This is a genomic window from Rhizobium altiplani, from assembly GCF_001542405.1.
In the GTDB taxonomy this organism is placed as follows: Bacteria; Pseudomonadota; Alphaproteobacteria; order Rhizobiales; family Rhizobiaceae; genus Rhizobium; species Rhizobium altiplani.
The window spans coordinates 45,412-60,106 of record NZ_LNCD01000115.1; the positions used below are offsets into that span (position 1 = coordinate 45,412).

The following is a 14,695-nucleotide window of genomic DNA, read 5'->3' on the forward strand; positions in this document are numbered from 1 at the left end:
CTCAATTATCGCTTAGTGCGCTTCACTCCCTGCGGGTCGATGTAGACGGTGCCAGGAGCAAGTTTGTTGAAGTCCTCAACGCCTCTGATCGACGGAAGCGCAGCATTATTCGTGCTGCCAGTCGTAGCCGGGGAAACAACATTACCTTCGGCAGCTGCCTTCTCGTCCTCGGTCAACGCATTCAAACCGTATGTGACCGGATGACGTGCAGGGCCATTGCCCTGACCATGCACGAGGTCCATCCAGAGATTGCGGAAGTTGTTCAAGTTACGAATGAACTCTGGACGCGATTGCGACTGCTCAAGTGTCGCGTATGCGGCCTGAATCATCTTCTGTTCGCTGTCCGATGGGCTACCCATGCCAGCGCCGGTCGGAGACTCGTCACGCATCTTCTGCAACGTCGAGAGCGAAGCATTCGCCTTGAGCGTTTCGAGGGCCGCGCGGACGTTGTTGGAGCCTGTACCGCCGACGTTGCTCAACATGCTGCCAGTAAAGCCGGTTGTCGGGAGCCAAGACTCTCCATCAACACGGAGAACGTTGTTAAACGCTGTATCAACTGCGTCAGACGAAACCTGTGCGTGATCGCTCTTCTTGTCCTTCGCGTCCGCTGCCTGAGCGTTCTTGATTGCATCAGGGCTACCCGGAATTGCTTCCATGTATGCGCCGTTCGGACCTTCAACCAATCGATAGCCCGGTGGAATCGTGCCGTATTTGTTGCCGTCGTTTACGTTGACAGTGGTTGCGCTCGCACGCTTCTGCGACAGGGTATAATCTTCGAGGCCGATTGTTGGCAGGCCCTTGGCCTTGCGCTCTTCGTTAACCGCGTAGAGTTCCTTCTGATCGTCAGTCCACGCATTGCGGTTGCCCAACGACGTACCGGTTGCTTCGGATTGCCTAAGCGACTGTGCGCCTTCGTGGAATCCGGGTGCAGCCGTATAAGTTTGACCGTTCCAAACCAGACCTTGCTTCGCGGCCTCGTTGTCCAAGAAATTCATTTGCTGGAAAATCGGGCGTGCGTTGTCGCCGTCACCCAACGCCATTAGGCCGTTATATTGAGCCTGATACGTTGCACGCTGACGATTGATCTGTCCGGCAAGATCGCCGCCACCAGCTGGAGCCGACACTACAGGCGAACCACTGGCAGGAACAGAAGCAGCGGTAGCGCCAGTGCTGCTACCTCCGTTAAAACCTACGCCACCAAACAAACGCTGACGAGCCGCAGCCGCTTGTGCCGCGAGTTGTGCCTTTTGCACTTCTGCCGCGTTGTCGATGCCGATCTTCTTTGTAGCTGCATCCTTGTAAGCGCGATCACTGAGGCTGTCCTTGTAGGCTTCATAGCCACCGAGACCGGAAGCAACGCCCTGAGCCAAGTCCTGACCAAACGAGTGAGGCTTATCGGATGGACCACCAGCAGCCATCAAACCAGCAGACGCGCCAAGCATACCGCGCAATGCTGCCTGCTTGCTGTCCTCGTCCTTGAAATTGAGGAGACCGCCGAAAGCAGTTGGACCGCCCTTGCCGTCGTTCAACCCCAACATTCCACCGACGCCGGAAAGCATTCCTGCTTGAGCGGGAACGGAGCCGGTCTGCGTGGGATAAACAGCTGGTGTTGCCGGGGTCGCTGCCGTAACAGGAGTTGCGGGTGTTATTGGGACTTGGCTGTTTTGACCAACTTCCGGCATCGCGCCGCCCATTGCACCGGGCAAACCCTTCAGTGCGGCTAGGATATCGTCAAAATTACTGAACATAAACGGGATCTCCTGCTAGAGCGCCCAAATGCACGTGCTTGACGCCGTCGATCTCGATCACCGCATGCGGACGAGTAATTTCGACATCCTGAGCCATAGGGCCGATGTAAATCTGTTTCGTGGGGTCGTTGATGTAGGTGAACTCGTACAGCGCAGTGCCGTCGATCATCGAGCCACAACGCTTGATGTTTTCCTTCTTCCGACGGTCGCAGAGTGCGAGCAGCGAAGCCAAAGCGCCGATGCCACCAATCGCCGTCGACGTGCCATTGGAAAAATACGGCTTCGTTGTAGACTGAGTATTGAAGCCACCCGTCGTATAGGCGTTGATGGCTTGCATTGCGTTGTTGATATCTTTGTACTCGCTGGCGTCCCAACGATTGATTTTGTCCTGTAGCTGCAAGTCCTTGTAGGCGTCCTGCTGGGCGCCAACACCTGCAAGTTTCTCGGCGTCCAGATAATCCAAGTTGCGCTGATCGCCCGCCATGCCTGCACCGGCTAGCTGAGTGTTTGCCTGCGCGTTCTGACCCGACATAAGAGCGGAAGCCGCATTGTTGCGGGAATCCTGCTGACCCTGAGACAAGTTGCCCAACATGCCAGTAGCGGAGATCGCGTTCTGCGCGTTGCTATCGTAGAGGCCACCAATGCTCTTCTGTGCGTCGAGCATGTTGCCGCGCTCAGTCACGTAGTTGCCGTATGCGATATCGCTGGCATTCTTCGCCATCGCATCTGTAAGCGTCTTTTCCGCTTTGTTGCGGACACTAGCGAAAGCGCCGGAACCGGAACGACCGGCCTTCGCAAACTGACTATTAATACCGGGAGCAATCTCGCTCTTGAACTGATCAATAAGCGGATCGTTTGCGTTCTTGATCGCCTGAGCCAGATGCGGATTGCTATTCAGGTAATCACCGTTGGCCGTTCCCTGCAACATTGCTGTAGCTGGATTGCTCTGACCAGTGAGAATATCGGACAGGCTCTGCGCGTTGCCGGTTGCAGTATTCGTGAAGCCAGTTCCAGCCTTCAACGTGTTAGCGCCGGTCGGATCGAATGCAGCGCCGGTCGTAACATTATTGACCGCATTATGGGCATTGCCGATCAGAGGAGAACCATTTGTCGCCGTATTGATGATCGAGTTCTGAGCATTCTTCGTTGCATCGCTCAGATCGATGACAGTTGAGCCGGGGTAGTAACCGGGCTTTCCATTCGAGTACGCGTCATCAAGTTGCGCATAGTATTTTTCGATATAGGGCGACGCGATTTTCGACGGCTCTGTCGTCGTCGTCTGCGTCGTTTGCTTTGGTGCACTCTGCATATTCAAAATTCCTTAAACATGACGATGGATGAAAATTCGAAGCCATGTGGCTCAAGCACGCGCTGCCAACCGGGTCTGCCGAAAAGCAAAATGCCGTCGCAGTGTTGAGCCTTCGCGGCTTGGGTGATCACGGGGATGCCGTCGCTTACGATCTCTCGCAGATCACCACCGGCCAGGACAACGACGCACACAGGGCGTCCGTCCCACTCCATGTTTTCTGTGATTGCCGCACAGTTATCGCCTACCCACAGTCTGTAGCCCCCGCTCAAAAGACCGGCCAAGATATCCCGCTCGGCATCTTCCTTCCCTGCTTTCAACTGGGCTTCAATCAGCCAACCACGGACACGCGGATATTCGGTTTCATACTCCTCGTTCGTCGTGATCAGTCGTATCGCCACTCTTACCCTCTCAAAAAATCACGTATCCGAACGTCCTGTTGGCCGTCGCATTGCTGGCATGAAAGACCGTGAATTGCCCTGCTCCTGCCGTGTAGGAGTAAGTCACGCCAGCCGCGTTCGGATGGGCCGGAGACAAGACAACGACACTTTGCGGTGTGGCCTTCGCGTTCGTGATCACCGTCGACGCAACGTCGGTCGCAAACGTTACGGTGCCGGTAGCTGGCAGGCTGCTACTAATAGCGTTCACACCATCAACCAGTTGGTCTGTGAGAACCTTCACATCGCGAGGTGTATGATTTTGTTTTAGTTTCAGCAACTTACCGGCTCCTTTGCCATATTTAGCGGAAACCGGCTGGAACAGCGTCGTATTGGAGGCTCGTAGCCTGCGTGTAGTTGCCAGTCAGAACCAAACGAACTCGATGGAAGCGACCTTGCTGGCGAATAGTGCACCAGCCCGATTCATTAGGTGCGGCCATCTGGCTCCACACGACTTCGCTATTCGAGAGCAACCGAGAGCCGACACGTGCTGTAGCACTGCCAACGCCATCAAAGATCGGACGAACGCGAACAACGACAGTGCGATCACCCTTCACGCCTTGGTACATCGCCTGTAGCTGCTGAAGCAGAAATTGCTCTGAGGTCTCGATTGTCCCCGTCTTGTTGTCGCCGGTAAACAGATAGACAGCGCCCGAAACGGTTATGCCTGCCAGCTGGCTATTGCCGCCGGCCCATGTCGGGGAATCGAATGGAGCAGGCATATTTTCGATTGTGCCGAACTGATCTAGCTGCTCGATAGTCCACGGCAGCGTCACACTGTTGTAGATAAAATCAACTTCGGAATCGGCCTCCGTGAACTCGCCAATCGCGTAGTTGTAGATGAGCATCTTGTCGGGCGTTCCGTCGATGGCATCATTGCTGGAATAGCACCAGTAGATGAGTTTCTTGGACGGATCGGCTGCAACGCTCATGTACGAGTACTGAGCCGTGTTGACGTAGCGGTGGAAATATTTGTCGATCTTGCCCTCGCCAATACCTTCTAGGTTTGGCGAACCATCATAGACGTACCAGCCATCATCACTGAGAAAGGCAACATTGCCATTGCCAAATTCGATGATGCTTTCGGGCACCGCACAGCCCTTGCCGGTGATGATTTCGTCAAACTGCCAGATCAGCGGAGTGCCGACGTAGGTCATTTTGACGATGGAATCTTTCATGAAGATCGTCACGTCCTCGCCGCCAACAATGCCTTGGATCACACCAGAGCCGTTGTTGATGTCTTGGAAGTCCGCTTGCGTGGTAAGCGAGAAGTCCCAACTCGTCGGCTGATCGAGACCGGACCAACGCACACGATAGGGAATGTCGCCGTCGAAGGAATCGTTGGTGTTGGCGACAACTACGAAGCCGCGCGATGTCGTGATGTAGCGGGCCTTAACCAGCGTTGTGAGGTCATCGAACTGCTCGTCCTCGTTCATGTCGATGAACTGAGGCGGGTTCACAAAATTCGTGCCGACTGCCCACGAGCCGTACTTCGTGAAATTCCACTTCTCCGATCCCGATGTGTAAGGATCAGATCGCGAAACGTCCTGCCACGACAAATCCGATGGGCTGAGTTTGAACAATCCTTCTGCGCAGCCCGTGTAAACTTTGCCGTTGCCAGCCAAATCCTGACCGCTGACCGCGCCGAGCGGACGAGAAGGAAGCACGGCGTTCGAAAACAACGATACGCGCTTCATCGGCTCGTATGCGACCGAACCATTGAGAGCGCCGATAGCTGGCAGCACATTTCGTGCGACAGTGACGCCGGGGTTGTTCAGCGCGGAGATATCAGGACGCCAAGGGCCAAAAACGCTATCGATCACCATGAGGACAACTCCTCAATGATCGTGTTGCCGTAAGCGGTCACACGCAGATTATCCTTGACCACCGCAGACAGGGCATCCGAAGTCAGGTCTTTCTCACCCTGTTCGGCGTCGAAGTCTTTGAGCCAGTGATAAGCCTGCGCAAGCGATGCACGCAGATACACAGTCGGGAAGTACGTGATCAGCCAGTTCGTGGGATTGGCCGTGCTGAGCGACGGCAGACGTTCGTAATAATAGAGGTCAACGCTATAGTCCGTGCTTGGAGCAGGACGGATTTCCAGCGTTGTACCGGTGACGACATAGCCGAGATCGCAACCAAGATTATCGTTCTGAAAACTCAGGAGATTAACGCGCTGTCCATTTACTAGGATGCGGCGGGCTTCCTGAAAGTCCGCCGGCAACGTCGGTGACTCGCCCGCAGGGACAGCAAGTGTGACCTTCTTTTCCATACGGTAGTGCGTGAGAATAGGACGCAGGGCCTCTTCCGCGAGCATCACGCAGAGGTCGCCGGGAGCACCGGCCCCAACGGTGTAGGATTCAATAGCCGAGAGGAGGTCGGAATAGGTCTGGATGGCCATCGTTAGACCCTCAGACTATTCGTGCGGAACTTGGCGTTGTCGCTATCATTGAGGAAGCGGGCAATTGCCTTATCGTCCTGCGTGATCCCCTCCGCCTGCATCTGATAGTGCAGCGCGGTCGGAACCGATGCGATCTTGACCATGTTGCCAAGTTTGCTGGTTTTGGAGAAATCGTTCGCCTCTGCGCGGTTCGCAGCAAGAAGTGCGTCAACTTTTGTGAAGGTCAGAACGTCAACGAGATCGCCGCGACGGACCCAATAGACGGATTTGAATTCGTCCTCGTAGACACAGATGGAAGCGCCATCTGGAACTACACTACCGACGGATTCGGAGAAGGGATCAACATGCATAGTTCGCCTTTTTCTTGTTGTTTTATTGGCGATATGTGAGGGCCAGCACGATTAATGCTGGCCCCTTCTTCACTTACTCAACGTCAGCGATCTTGCCGTTACCCGCTTCGTTGCGGCACTCAAGGGTGAGGTCAGTAATAATCATCTTCTTGTCGCTGTCGCCGGTCTTCGCGATGTCGACCTTGCGAACGCCGCGAACTGTCGCAACAGCCCAAAGGGATGGGTCGAATGCGATAACAGTCGTGGACGACATGAAGTGATGCGGGATGATCTGGTGCTTGCCGAAGTCGGAAACGTAGTAATCTACGCCCTGATAGATCGTCTTCGCGTTGGCATCCTGATACTTTGTACCGTTGCCGAGGAAGCCCGAAATCTTCTGCTTCAACTTGCCGGGAGCGATAACGAGAGTCGGATCGCCGCCTTCGTTCCAGACCTTCTGGACCATCTCGTTGAACATGTCCTCTGTGAGGTCACGAACAGTACCTGCCGTAACTGCACCAACTGTGCCGCTGGAGAAACCAGAAGTCGCGCCACCTGCGCCGTGTAGAGCGTTGGTCTTGATCCACGCTTCTGCACCACCGAGTTTGCCCGGTGTGCCGCCTGTACCGAATACCGATGGGTTAGCGGAAACGAGAGACGCTTCGATGTCGCGATTCAGTTCGGCGCCCTTTTTAGCAACCTGGCGTGCGTACTCGTCCTTGGTGCCAGCTGTGTTAACAGCCTGAAGCAGACCCGAAACCTGAACGGTTTTCGTGAATGTCTGTACGAAGTTCGAAATACGATCTGGACCCGTAAGAGTGCCGAAGGAAGCGTCAGCGCCTTCAATAGCTGCGTTGTCCTTGTTAGGAGCATCGAGTGCGTCCTTCAGGAAGAAGTGCTGGGATGCAGTCGCCTTGGTAGAACCGATCTCTGTCTTGAACGGTGTCTTTTCCGGCGAGATGCGGGAGATAACATCTCCGAGGTCTTCTCGCACGTGGGAAACGTTGTTTGTAATCAATGTGGCCATTATTGGCTTCTCCTTATTATAGTAGATGCTTGAGAACGTCGGCTGCGTCGTTTACGGAGCCTGACTTTTTGAGGGCGCTCATCTTGCGTTCGACAACGCTCTGCGAGGACGAGGAACGTGCCGGGGAAGAACCGGGCGTTGCCAGCAGCGGCTTTTCATCCACTACCTTGACGGCCTTTGCCTTCTGCTTCTGCAACTCCTGAAAACGCATGGAATCGTAGAGGATGCTAAACAGAACCGGGTTTGTTTCGCGTTCGATCGCTTCACGAGGAATACCACGAGATTCCGCATACACGGCCAGTTCACGTGCCTTTCCTGTCTCTGGCTTAGCTAGTTCGGGGTGCCATTCATGCAATTGACGCTGGCCTTCCGCCATTGCCTCTTGGTGAACTGTTGCCTCTCGCTCTGCCTTCTGCTTTTCGGTAGCTGCAATCTCGTTGCGGATTTGCTGCTTCTGAGCGTGAATGCCTCTCCACTCCTCGATTTGCCGCACATACTCGACGGGATTATCCACTGAGAGCTGTGCCCAATCGGGTTCTTTGGGGAGGTGCGCTGTAAATTCCCGTTCCAAATTGTAGAGGAATTGCAACGACTGATCGCGAATGACATCAATACCGGCGTCGTACTTTTTGCGTTCCGCAGCCAGTGCTTGTGTCTTTTGCGTATAGTCAGATGTACGCTCGTAACCTTCCTTGAGTTCCTTGAACGACATCTTCTGGCCTTTGACTTCGACCTCCATGTCATCCGAGAAAACAGGCTTGGTGGTTACTTCCTGTTCATCCGCTGCATCGTCTTCCGCTTCTCCTTGGTCGTCGGAGTCCTCAAAGGTTTGCTCGTCGGAGGTTTCAATTGCGTCTTCGGATGGTAGTGAAACCTCGTCGGCTTCGTTCTCAACATCACCGGTCTCGACGGTTGCAGCAATATCGAGATTGCTGTCCAAAAGACCTGAAATGTGGCTCGCAGCATCATTCTGCGAAAGGCCAATTCCGTTGTCGGAGTTGCTGGCGTCTATCATAGGTTTCTCCCATGTTATTGTTTTTATTGCCCGTATTTAGCGGGAAACGTAATTTTACTGCGCGAATAAATCCTTCGCCTTGGCTAGCTGGGCTTCGTTGATGTAAGAGGCGAATTTGCCGCGAAGCCGTGTCAGAACATCGAGTTCCAAACGGAGGCGTTCACGACCCGCAACGTCCTCAAGTGGGCTGCTAGACCACGCATTGAAGAGGTCGTTCATGATCCCTTCCCACGCCGCCTGATAAACAGGGTCACTACAAATCCAATTGGCGGTCGTGCCGCGTGCTATCGTTTCTTGCTCAGTCATTGCGCTCCTTTATTGCTGGGGTGCCATCGGCGGTTGCGGGGCTTTCGGCTGCATAGCTGCGATCTGCTCGAAGCCACGTGCGAGGGTTTCGCGATCAGCGTTGATCTGCGCTTCGACGCGTGCTGTATCGACCTGGGCCGAGTTCTTCGCGCGCTCGATCTCGAAATCCATATCGTTCTTGTCGCGGATGCGGTCGTCTTCCATGATCAGTTCAACCAGTTTGAGGTCATTCTTGGCCTTGTCCGCCGCCGCCTTCTGCGCCGTCGCGTCCTGCATGGCCTTTGCCTGAATCTCTAGTTCGGTAGACTCCTTTGGCTTATCCGGCTGCGGAGGAGCCTTTGACGGATCGGTAATGAAGGCGTCTGGATTCTTGATGCCTGCGTTCTCGAAATACATGCGAGCCGTGTTGTAGATGTTCTGAGGGGTGACGAGGCCGCTATCCATGCCCTGCGCCTGCCACTGCATCGTCTCGCGAAGGACAGCCTGCATATAGTCGCGGTTCATCACGCCGAACGCGACGGTCGTTGTCATGTCCATTTCTGGATCCCAACTATAGAACGGGATTTCCTCATTCGTCAGGCGGGATAGAATCTGCTGCGCTCCTTCCGGATTGCTGCGCAGCTGATCGACCATCACGCGGAAAGAGTAGCGGATGCCGGTATCTGCGAAGAAGCGAATGGACTTCTCGACAATCAACATTTGCGCGTTGGCGTGCTGGCTGAGAGCGGCAGGCGACGTGCTCTGCAAATCCGTTGCATTCATAGCGGTCATTGCAGCACCAACGCCGGTTACGCTGGAAACCTCGTCTTTGATCTGATCCGCAAACTGCATCGAGGGACCGCCGTTGTAAGGCGTGCTGAGGAATTTCACTACCTCGTTCGGGTCTCCATCTACCCGGATAATTCTGCCGGGATGCGGATTCAACAGGTCATCAAAATTCGGGATGGCCTGCATATTGACGGCCTTCTGCGGGTTTACACTTGCTTGCAGACCGTCGATGTTTGAGCGGTAAATGTTGCTGACCAAACGCTGATCGTCACCAACACGGTCGGCAATTCCGTGACCGAAAAGCGTATCCGGCAATGGGAACGGGCAGAATGCCGCGTATGGGTAAAACTTGCTGACTTCCTCTACGTTGAGCAGGACCGGCGCATTCAACAAGTCGCCGGCAATGGTCAGATGTACGTGTTCACGCCAGCCATCGCCGTCAACGTCCAAGCGCATATAGATTTCGTAGACATCTACGTCGTCTTCGACATCGCCAACGCCCTGATCGTAATCGGTGTTCTTCGCTCGCTCCATCGCAATGCCGGTCGTTGACTCGGTTGCCGATGTAACGAGCGCGACCTTCTCTTCGTCGTAACCCATTTCAACGAGTGCAGCGCGAGCCATCACGCACTTATGGCCCTGCAAACGGGCCTCGATGCCGCCGGTCTCCTGAGAGAAACGAGCATCCTTCGAAACGATGAAATCTTCAGGGCGAACGCTCTTAAAGCCCATTCGCCACTGATTATTGCGCTCGCGAACCTTGATATCTCGGAGCATTTGCACCGGCGCGCCCATCTGCGCGAGCAGTTCCGGGGTCATGCCCTGCTGTGTCAATTCTGGTGGGAGTGGAGCCGGATAGGGCTCGCTCCGGCTCATGATCTTCAGATCGCCCGCCTCTTCCTTCGCGACCAACTCGACCAGTTCCTCCTCAGGAACACCCTTGCGCGTTATTGGTGGGTGCCAACCCATCTCCTGATAGAAATAGATGTGTGCAACACCGAGCCCGGTGATCGCGCCGTTCATCAGCCACGAATCCAGCAGGGCGACATATGAGTTCTGAGTGCGGACAAAGAAGTTGCAGGCATCCGTCATCTGCTTTGCAGCTGGCGCGTCTTCGGAGCCAGATGGCAGAAATTCGACGACTTTGGTTTGTCCGTCGAAAACACGTTCGAACTGGCTGACGAAGGTCGTAACCTGCTCTTGCACCATCGGAACAACGTGCTTGGAGCGGCCCTTTAGCGGATCAGGCTTCCCCTTCTCGGCAATGTCGGTGTCGAAGAGTTCTCGATTATAGAACTTGAGGCCAAGTTCGCCCCTGATGGCGATATTGTCCTTCGACCAGTCGGCGGCCTTACGGAGAGGACTGCCAATTCGATTGAGGATATCTTCGTCGGTTAGAGGCTTCGCGCCCTTCTTCTTTGCCATGCATGCCTTTCACGGACACTTTGCGTGCCTCTAGTTCTTGGATCGCTCGGCCAATCGCCTCCGAGGCGTTGTCGATCGCTGCGATCAGCGCGGAATTTTGGTCAGTCATTTGCTCGCTCCAGTTGGCAGCACGAATAATGCTGGCCTGTCTCATATTTATTGGAGGGAGCGAATTTGCCGCTCATTCGTAGTGACGAACGTCGTATTCAATGGGCTTCGACCACGCGGCGTATGCAGTTGCGCTGGATTTGGTGCTCGCAAACGTCAGACAGAACGCGTCCGCAAAGTCTGGCGATCTGCGACCACGTTTGCGGATCGACTTCTTATCCTCGACCTTGATCTTGCCGGTTGTCTCGTACTCGTATGTCGGCAGGCAAAGTTCCGCGATCAGGTCAGGGTGATTGGGGATGCTAACGCCGCCCTCTTCGAACCACTTGCGACCGGCCCACCACAGCTGATCACGCATACGACTATAGAGTTGCGGATCACGTGTTGGGCTATTCTGGGCCATCACCTTTTTGACCGGCAGGCCCATATTCATCAGCATCACATAGACGCCGTAACCGGGGCCGTTCGCGTCAACGCAGATATCCACCGGACGCTGCCCTTTGGGGGTCGCGTGGTATTCATCAAAGACGGCCTGCGCCAGCTGCACGGCGTTGAGATTCGGAAACTCCTTCACACCAGTAACAACATTGTCCTGGCGCTTTACGAGCACGGATCGGTCCTTGCCGCCGCCGTTCGGATCGAGCCCCCAAATAACAGCCGCATCAAACGTGAGCGCAACGAATGGCCCACGGCTTTCGTGATTTGACTAAATAGGTTTCTGGCTTTCTGGCTCTCGGTCAGAACTTCTGCTTTGCCCGCTTCGGCATAAAATAGGTTCGGATATTGACGAGTGCTTCGGCGACGGCAGCAGCATCCTGGTGGGTCGCTTTCCGTTTTACCTCGCCGAGCTTGCGGATCGGCGCAATGATATCCCCAGTGACGGCATGACCTCGAAGGACAGGCTGCCAAAGCCTTGGCGCGTGTCGTGTTCCAATGAGAAAGCAGATGTCCCAATCAAATGGATCAAGGGTCTGATCATCGATCTGGGTGAACCTTGGCCGGTGGTCTTTCGGTCTCTCGGAAAGGCTTGCAGATATCCGATTATACTCTGCAACGATCGTCTGCACGGCCCGATGTTCGGTTGTTTCCATCGGCAGGTTTAGGGCATCCGGGCCGGTCAGTTCCGGGATCCATTGCCGTGGGTCGATGAACCTGGGGCCGATGATGAGGGCCGTAAGATAACCATCGAGTCTGCTCATTGACCAGATAGGCGATGGCGGACGACGTCTCCTGATAAAGGCTTCGAATGCGTCGTCATCGAGCTTCGGTCGCGGCGTCATCTCCTGGCTGTTCTGTGTCATGCCGCTTGTCGCTCCTGCTGTGTCATCGCTTCGCGTTCCGCCTTCCAGGCCCAAGGCAAAAGGCTCTCCATCTCGTTGGCTTTCACTTTGCCGGAGATGATGCGCTCCAGCACATCGGCAAGCCAGACGTCGGGGTCCACGCCGTTAAGCTTTGCCGTGTTCACGAGCGATGCCAGGACAGCGAAGGTCTTTCCACCCCGCTCGTTGCCCACGAATAATGAGTTCTTTCTCGTCAAAGCCACGGATTTCATGGAACGCTCGACGACATTGGAGTCCACCTCGATCCGGCCATCCTCTAGAAAGGCTGTCAATCCGCTCCAGTGGTTGAGCATGTAAGTGACTGCCTTGCCAAGTGCCGATTTCGACGACACCTCGTCGCTCAGTTCGGTGAGATGGACCTTCAGTTCTCTCATGATGGGAGCTGCCTCACGACGCCTGCCGCTAAGCCGGGTATCTTCATCTTCCCCTCGTAGTTTTGCTTCGATGCGATAGATTTCGGCAATCCTGGCAAGGATCGACAAGGCCTCCGAAGAGCCGGTCAGTTTGACGACGTCAACGAACTTTCGCCGTGCATGAGCGAGGCAGAAGGCCAGCCGCATGGGGGCAACGTTGCTCTTGCCGCGTCGTTTGACCATGGTTTTATAGGCTTGATATCCATCAACCTGAAGCACGCCGGCGAACGACGACAGTTGCCCCTCGATCTCGCGAGCGCTGCGGCTTTCGGCAAAAATGTAGGCCACCGCCGGCGGCGCCGGACCGTTCCATGGCCGATCGTCAACCGCTTGTGCCCATAACTGGCAGACCTTGGTTCGTTTGCGCCCCGGATCGAGGCGCGGAAGTGGCGTCTCGTCACAGAACACCCTCGGCTGCGAGCGGATGAAGGCGGTGAGTGCATCGTAGAGAAGTTCGAGCCACCAGGCGACCCGCGTGACCCATGCCCCGAGCGTACCGCGATCAATGATGACGCCGCAGGAGGCCAGCATCTGCGCCTGGCGATGCAGCGGCAAATGCCAGGCAAACTTCGAAACGGCGACATGGGCTGCAAACGCCGTGGTCACCATGCCGCCGTCCATGATGCGTGCTGGTGCGGGTGCTTGCACGATGCCACTCTCGCAAGCCCGGCATGCATAGCGTGGCCGGATCGTCCGTTTCACCCGGACTACTGCAGGCACGATGTCGAGCGCCTCGCTGACATCAGTGCCGATGCAATGAAGTTCGAACGAACAGCAGGGGCAAGTCTTGCTCGCTGGCTCGATGAGCTCGTCATAACGCGGAAGGTGTTTCGGCAAACGGCCGATATTGCGGGCTGGCGATCGCCGTGCCTGCGTTTTGTCTTCATCGACCGGCGCGACATCGTCATTGGCAGCAACGGGAATGTCGCCTAGATCGCCAAGATCGAGCATTGCCTGCGTTGGATCGATCGTCGTCATCTTCTCCGATTTCGTCCCGAAGAGCTGGCGCTCAAGGAAGGCAACGCGCGCCTTGAGATCGGCATTCTCTTCGTCGAGCGAGAGAATGATCCGGGTCAATTGCGCAGCATCCTGGGGCAAGGGATCGGGTCGAAGCGGCATGACAGACCCTACCACACGGGTCTGAATCTTCAAGCAAAACCAATAGGATCAGCCTGCTTTTGAGGGCCTCCTCACCGCGTTTCGTTTGACGCGCGTCCAGTCAATGCCGGCCAGCAAAAGCGAGAACTCCTGGGCACTCATCTGCATAGCGCCATCGCGGATCGGAGGCCAAACGAACTTGCCCGCCTCCAACCACTTCGTCGCTAGGATCATGCCTGATCCGTCCCAATAAATGCAGCGAAGCCGATCAAGACGCTTGGCGCGGAACACGAACACGTCGCCACAATAGGGATCGGCCGCAAGGGCTGACGCCACCAAAGCTACCAGGCCATTCATGCCGCGCCGGAAGTCGACGGGTTGCGTCGCAACCATGATCTTCACGCCATTTGGCGAAACTCCGATCACCGGCGCCCTCGCAACGCCGCTACCATCGCCTGCGCCAGTTCAGGCGCTACCGAGCCGATGACCGTCATGCGTGCGCCCGCAATCTCGATCTCAATTCGGCCAGCGAGAACCTCTGGGGCATTCGATGGCGAGCCTTCGTGTCGTGCGCCATCCCCAACCACTGTCACCGGCACGAACACGGCAGGCGGCAAACTAGTCTTTGCCGACCGTTGAGAGGTTAGTCCGGCTTCCCGTCGCCACACATTCAGCAAGCCGCGATTGACGCCCCAGCGCCTCGCAACAGCCGAAATGTTCACTTCAGGTTCTGCGCTCTCCGCGAGAATCCGCGCCTTCTCCTCGTCAGTCCAATTCCGCCGCTGCCGCCGACCGGTGATCACCTCGATCCGCCGATACTTTCCCTCATGCCTGGCTTCATGCATGCCTTCATCCATGACTTCAAGCATGGCATCAGCGCGATCTCCAACCATCCCGGTCCACTCCTATCAATGATAGAGCTTATCTCGAGGCCTCATTCACAAAAGAAAAGGTGGGCTGTTCGTCGCGCTCAC

At 55.7% G+C, this 14,695-nt stretch carries 16 protein-coding genes; all 16 read right to left on the reverse strand.

The window, feature by feature from the left end; genetic code table 11:
- Window positions 1–5: 5 nt before the first annotated feature.
- Complete coding sequence (locus AS026_RS26970; protein WP_062373065.1) at window positions 6–1,748, reverse strand: hypothetical protein; 1,743 nt, start codon at window positions 1,746–1,748, stop codon at window positions 6–8.
- Window positions 1,738–3,057 carry a tail fiber domain-containing protein gene (locus AS026_RS26975; protein WP_062373068.1) on the reverse strand — a complete coding sequence of 440 codons (1,320 nt, stop codon included), beginning with the start codon at window positions 3,055–3,057 and terminating at the stop codon, window positions 1,738–1,740. Before AS026_RS26975 ends, AS026_RS26970 begins: the two co-directional genes overlap by 11 nt.
- A 2-nt stretch (window positions 3,058–3,059) precedes the next feature.
- The gene (locus tag AS026_RS26980) at window positions 3,060–3,455 is read right to left on the reverse strand and encodes a hypothetical protein (RefSeq protein WP_062373071.1); all 396 of its coding nucleotides are present in this window, start codon (window positions 3,453–3,455) and stop codon (window positions 3,060–3,062) included.
- 10 nt (window positions 3,456–3,465) lie between these two features.
- Window positions 3,466–3,771, reverse strand: coding sequence for a hypothetical protein (locus AS026_RS26985; RefSeq protein ID WP_062373076.1), 306 nt, complete (start codon window positions 3,769–3,771; stop codon window positions 3,466–3,468).
- 22 nt (window positions 3,772–3,793) lie between these two features.
- Window positions 3,794–5,173 carry a hypothetical protein gene (locus AS026_RS26990; RefSeq protein ID WP_245307642.1) on the reverse strand — a complete coding sequence of 460 codons (1,380 nt, stop codon included), beginning with the start codon at window positions 5,171–5,173 and terminating at the stop codon, window positions 3,794–3,796.
- Window positions 5,174–5,310: 137 nt separating this feature from the next.
- On the reverse strand, window positions 5,311–5,892 hold the full coding sequence (locus AS026_RS26995) for a phage adaptor protein (protein ID WP_062373082.1): 582 nt from the start codon (window positions 5,890–5,892) through the stop codon (window positions 5,311–5,313).
- Between the two features lie 2 nt (window positions 5,893–5,894).
- Window positions 5,895–6,242 carry a hypothetical protein gene (locus AS026_RS27000; RefSeq protein ID WP_062373085.1) on the reverse strand — a complete coding sequence of 116 codons (348 nt, stop codon included), beginning with the start codon at window positions 6,240–6,242 and terminating at the stop codon, window positions 5,895–5,897.
- Between the two features lie 73 nt (window positions 6,243–6,315).
- Window positions 6,316–7,248, reverse strand: a complete 933-nt coding sequence (locus tag AS026_RS27005; protein ID WP_062373088.1) for a DUF5309 domain-containing protein — start codon at window positions 7,246–7,248, stop codon at window positions 6,316–6,318.
- A gap of 16 nt (window positions 7,249–7,264) precedes the next feature.
- Window positions 7,265–8,263 (reverse strand): hypothetical protein, encoded by a 999-nt coding sequence (locus AS026_RS27010; RefSeq protein WP_062373091.1) that lies wholly within the window; start codon window positions 8,261–8,263, stop codon window positions 7,265–7,267.
- A 54-nt stretch (window positions 8,264–8,317) separates the two neighbouring features.
- Window positions 8,318–8,569 carry a hypothetical protein gene (locus tag AS026_RS27015; protein WP_062373095.1) on the reverse strand — a complete coding sequence of 84 codons (252 nt, stop codon included), beginning with the start codon at window positions 8,567–8,569 and terminating at the stop codon, window positions 8,318–8,320.
- 9 nt (window positions 8,570–8,578) lie between these two features.
- Window positions 8,579–10,762 carry a portal protein gene (locus AS026_RS27020; protein WP_062373099.1) on the reverse strand — a complete coding sequence of 728 codons (2,184 nt, stop codon included), beginning with the start codon at window positions 10,760–10,762 and terminating at the stop codon, window positions 8,579–8,581.
- A 181-nt stretch (window positions 10,763–10,943) separates the two neighbouring features.
- Window positions 10,944–11,480 carry a hypothetical protein gene (locus AS026_RS27025; RefSeq protein WP_245307650.1) on the reverse strand — a complete coding sequence of 179 codons (537 nt, stop codon included), beginning with the start codon at window positions 11,478–11,480 and terminating at the stop codon, window positions 10,944–10,946.
- A gap of 127 nt (window positions 11,481–11,607) precedes the next feature.
- Window positions 11,608–12,171, reverse strand: coding sequence for a UPF0149 family protein (locus AS026_RS27030; protein WP_062368490.1), 564 nt, complete (start codon window positions 12,169–12,171; stop codon window positions 11,608–11,610).
- Window positions 12,168–13,742 (reverse strand): IS66 family transposase, encoded by a 1,575-nt coding sequence (gene tnpC / locus AS026_RS27035; RefSeq protein WP_028749712.1) that lies wholly within the window; start codon window positions 13,740–13,742, stop codon window positions 12,168–12,170. Before tnpC ends, AS026_RS27030 begins: the two co-directional genes overlap by 4 nt.
- 48 nt (window positions 13,743–13,790) lie before the next feature.
- Window positions 13,791–14,147: an IS66 family insertion sequence element accessory protein TnpB gene (tnpB, locus tag AS026_RS27040; RefSeq protein ID WP_028749713.1), complete on the reverse strand. Its 357-nt coding sequence runs from the start codon at window positions 14,145–14,147 to the stop codon at window positions 13,791–13,793.
- Window positions 14,144–14,614, reverse strand: a complete 471-nt coding sequence (gene tnpA, locus AS026_RS27045; RefSeq protein WP_062368489.1) for an IS66-like element accessory protein TnpA — start codon at window positions 14,612–14,614, stop codon at window positions 14,144–14,146. Before tnpA ends, tnpB begins: the two co-directional genes overlap by 4 nt.
- Window positions 14,615–14,695: the final 81 nt, after the last annotated feature.

What these genes read in the sequence shown, in the direction of transcription:
- tnpC (WP_028749712.1), bottom strand. Translation starts at nt 13,742, where the DNA reads ATGCCGCTTCGACCCGATCCCTTGCCCCAGGATGCTGCGCAATTGACC.
- AS026_RS27005 (WP_062373088.1), bottom strand. Translation starts at nt 7,248, where the DNA reads ATGGCCACATTGATTACAAACAACGTTTCCCACGTGCGAGAAGACCTC.
- AS026_RS27015 (WP_062373095.1), bottom strand. Translation starts at nt 8,569, where the DNA reads ATGACTGAGCAAGAAACGATAGCACGCGGCACGACCGCCAATTGGATT.
- AS026_RS26970 (WP_062373065.1), bottom strand. Translation starts at nt 1,748, where the DNA reads ATGTTCAGTAATTTTGACGATATCCTAGCCGCACTGAAGGGTTTGCCC.
- AS026_RS27030 (WP_062368490.1), bottom strand. Translation starts at nt 12,171, where the DNA reads ATGACACAGAACAGCCAGGAGATGACGCCGCGACCGAAGCTCGATGAC.
- AS026_RS27000 (WP_062373085.1), bottom strand. Translation starts at nt 6,242, where the DNA reads ATGCATGTTGATCCCTTCTCCGAATCCGTCGGTAGTGTAGTTCCAGAT.
- AS026_RS27010 (WP_062373091.1), bottom strand. Translation starts at nt 8,263, where the DNA reads ATGATAGACGCCAGCAACTCCGACAACGGAATTGGCCTTTCGCAGAAT.
- AS026_RS26995 (WP_062373082.1), bottom strand. Translation starts at nt 5,892, where the DNA reads ATGGCCATCCAGACCTATTCCGACCTCCTCTCGGCTATTGAATCCTAC.
- AS026_RS27020 (WP_062373099.1), bottom strand. Translation starts at nt 10,762, where the DNA reads ATGGCAAAGAAGAAGGGCGCGAAGCCTCTAACCGACGAAGATATCCTC.
- AS026_RS26975 (WP_062373068.1), bottom strand. Translation starts at nt 3,057, where the DNA reads ATGCAGAGTGCACCAAAGCAAACGACGCAGACGACGACGACAGAGCCG.
- tnpA (WP_062368489.1), bottom strand. Translation starts at nt 14,614, where the DNA reads ATGGTTGGAGATCGCGCTGATGCCATGCTTGAAGTCATGGATGAAGGC.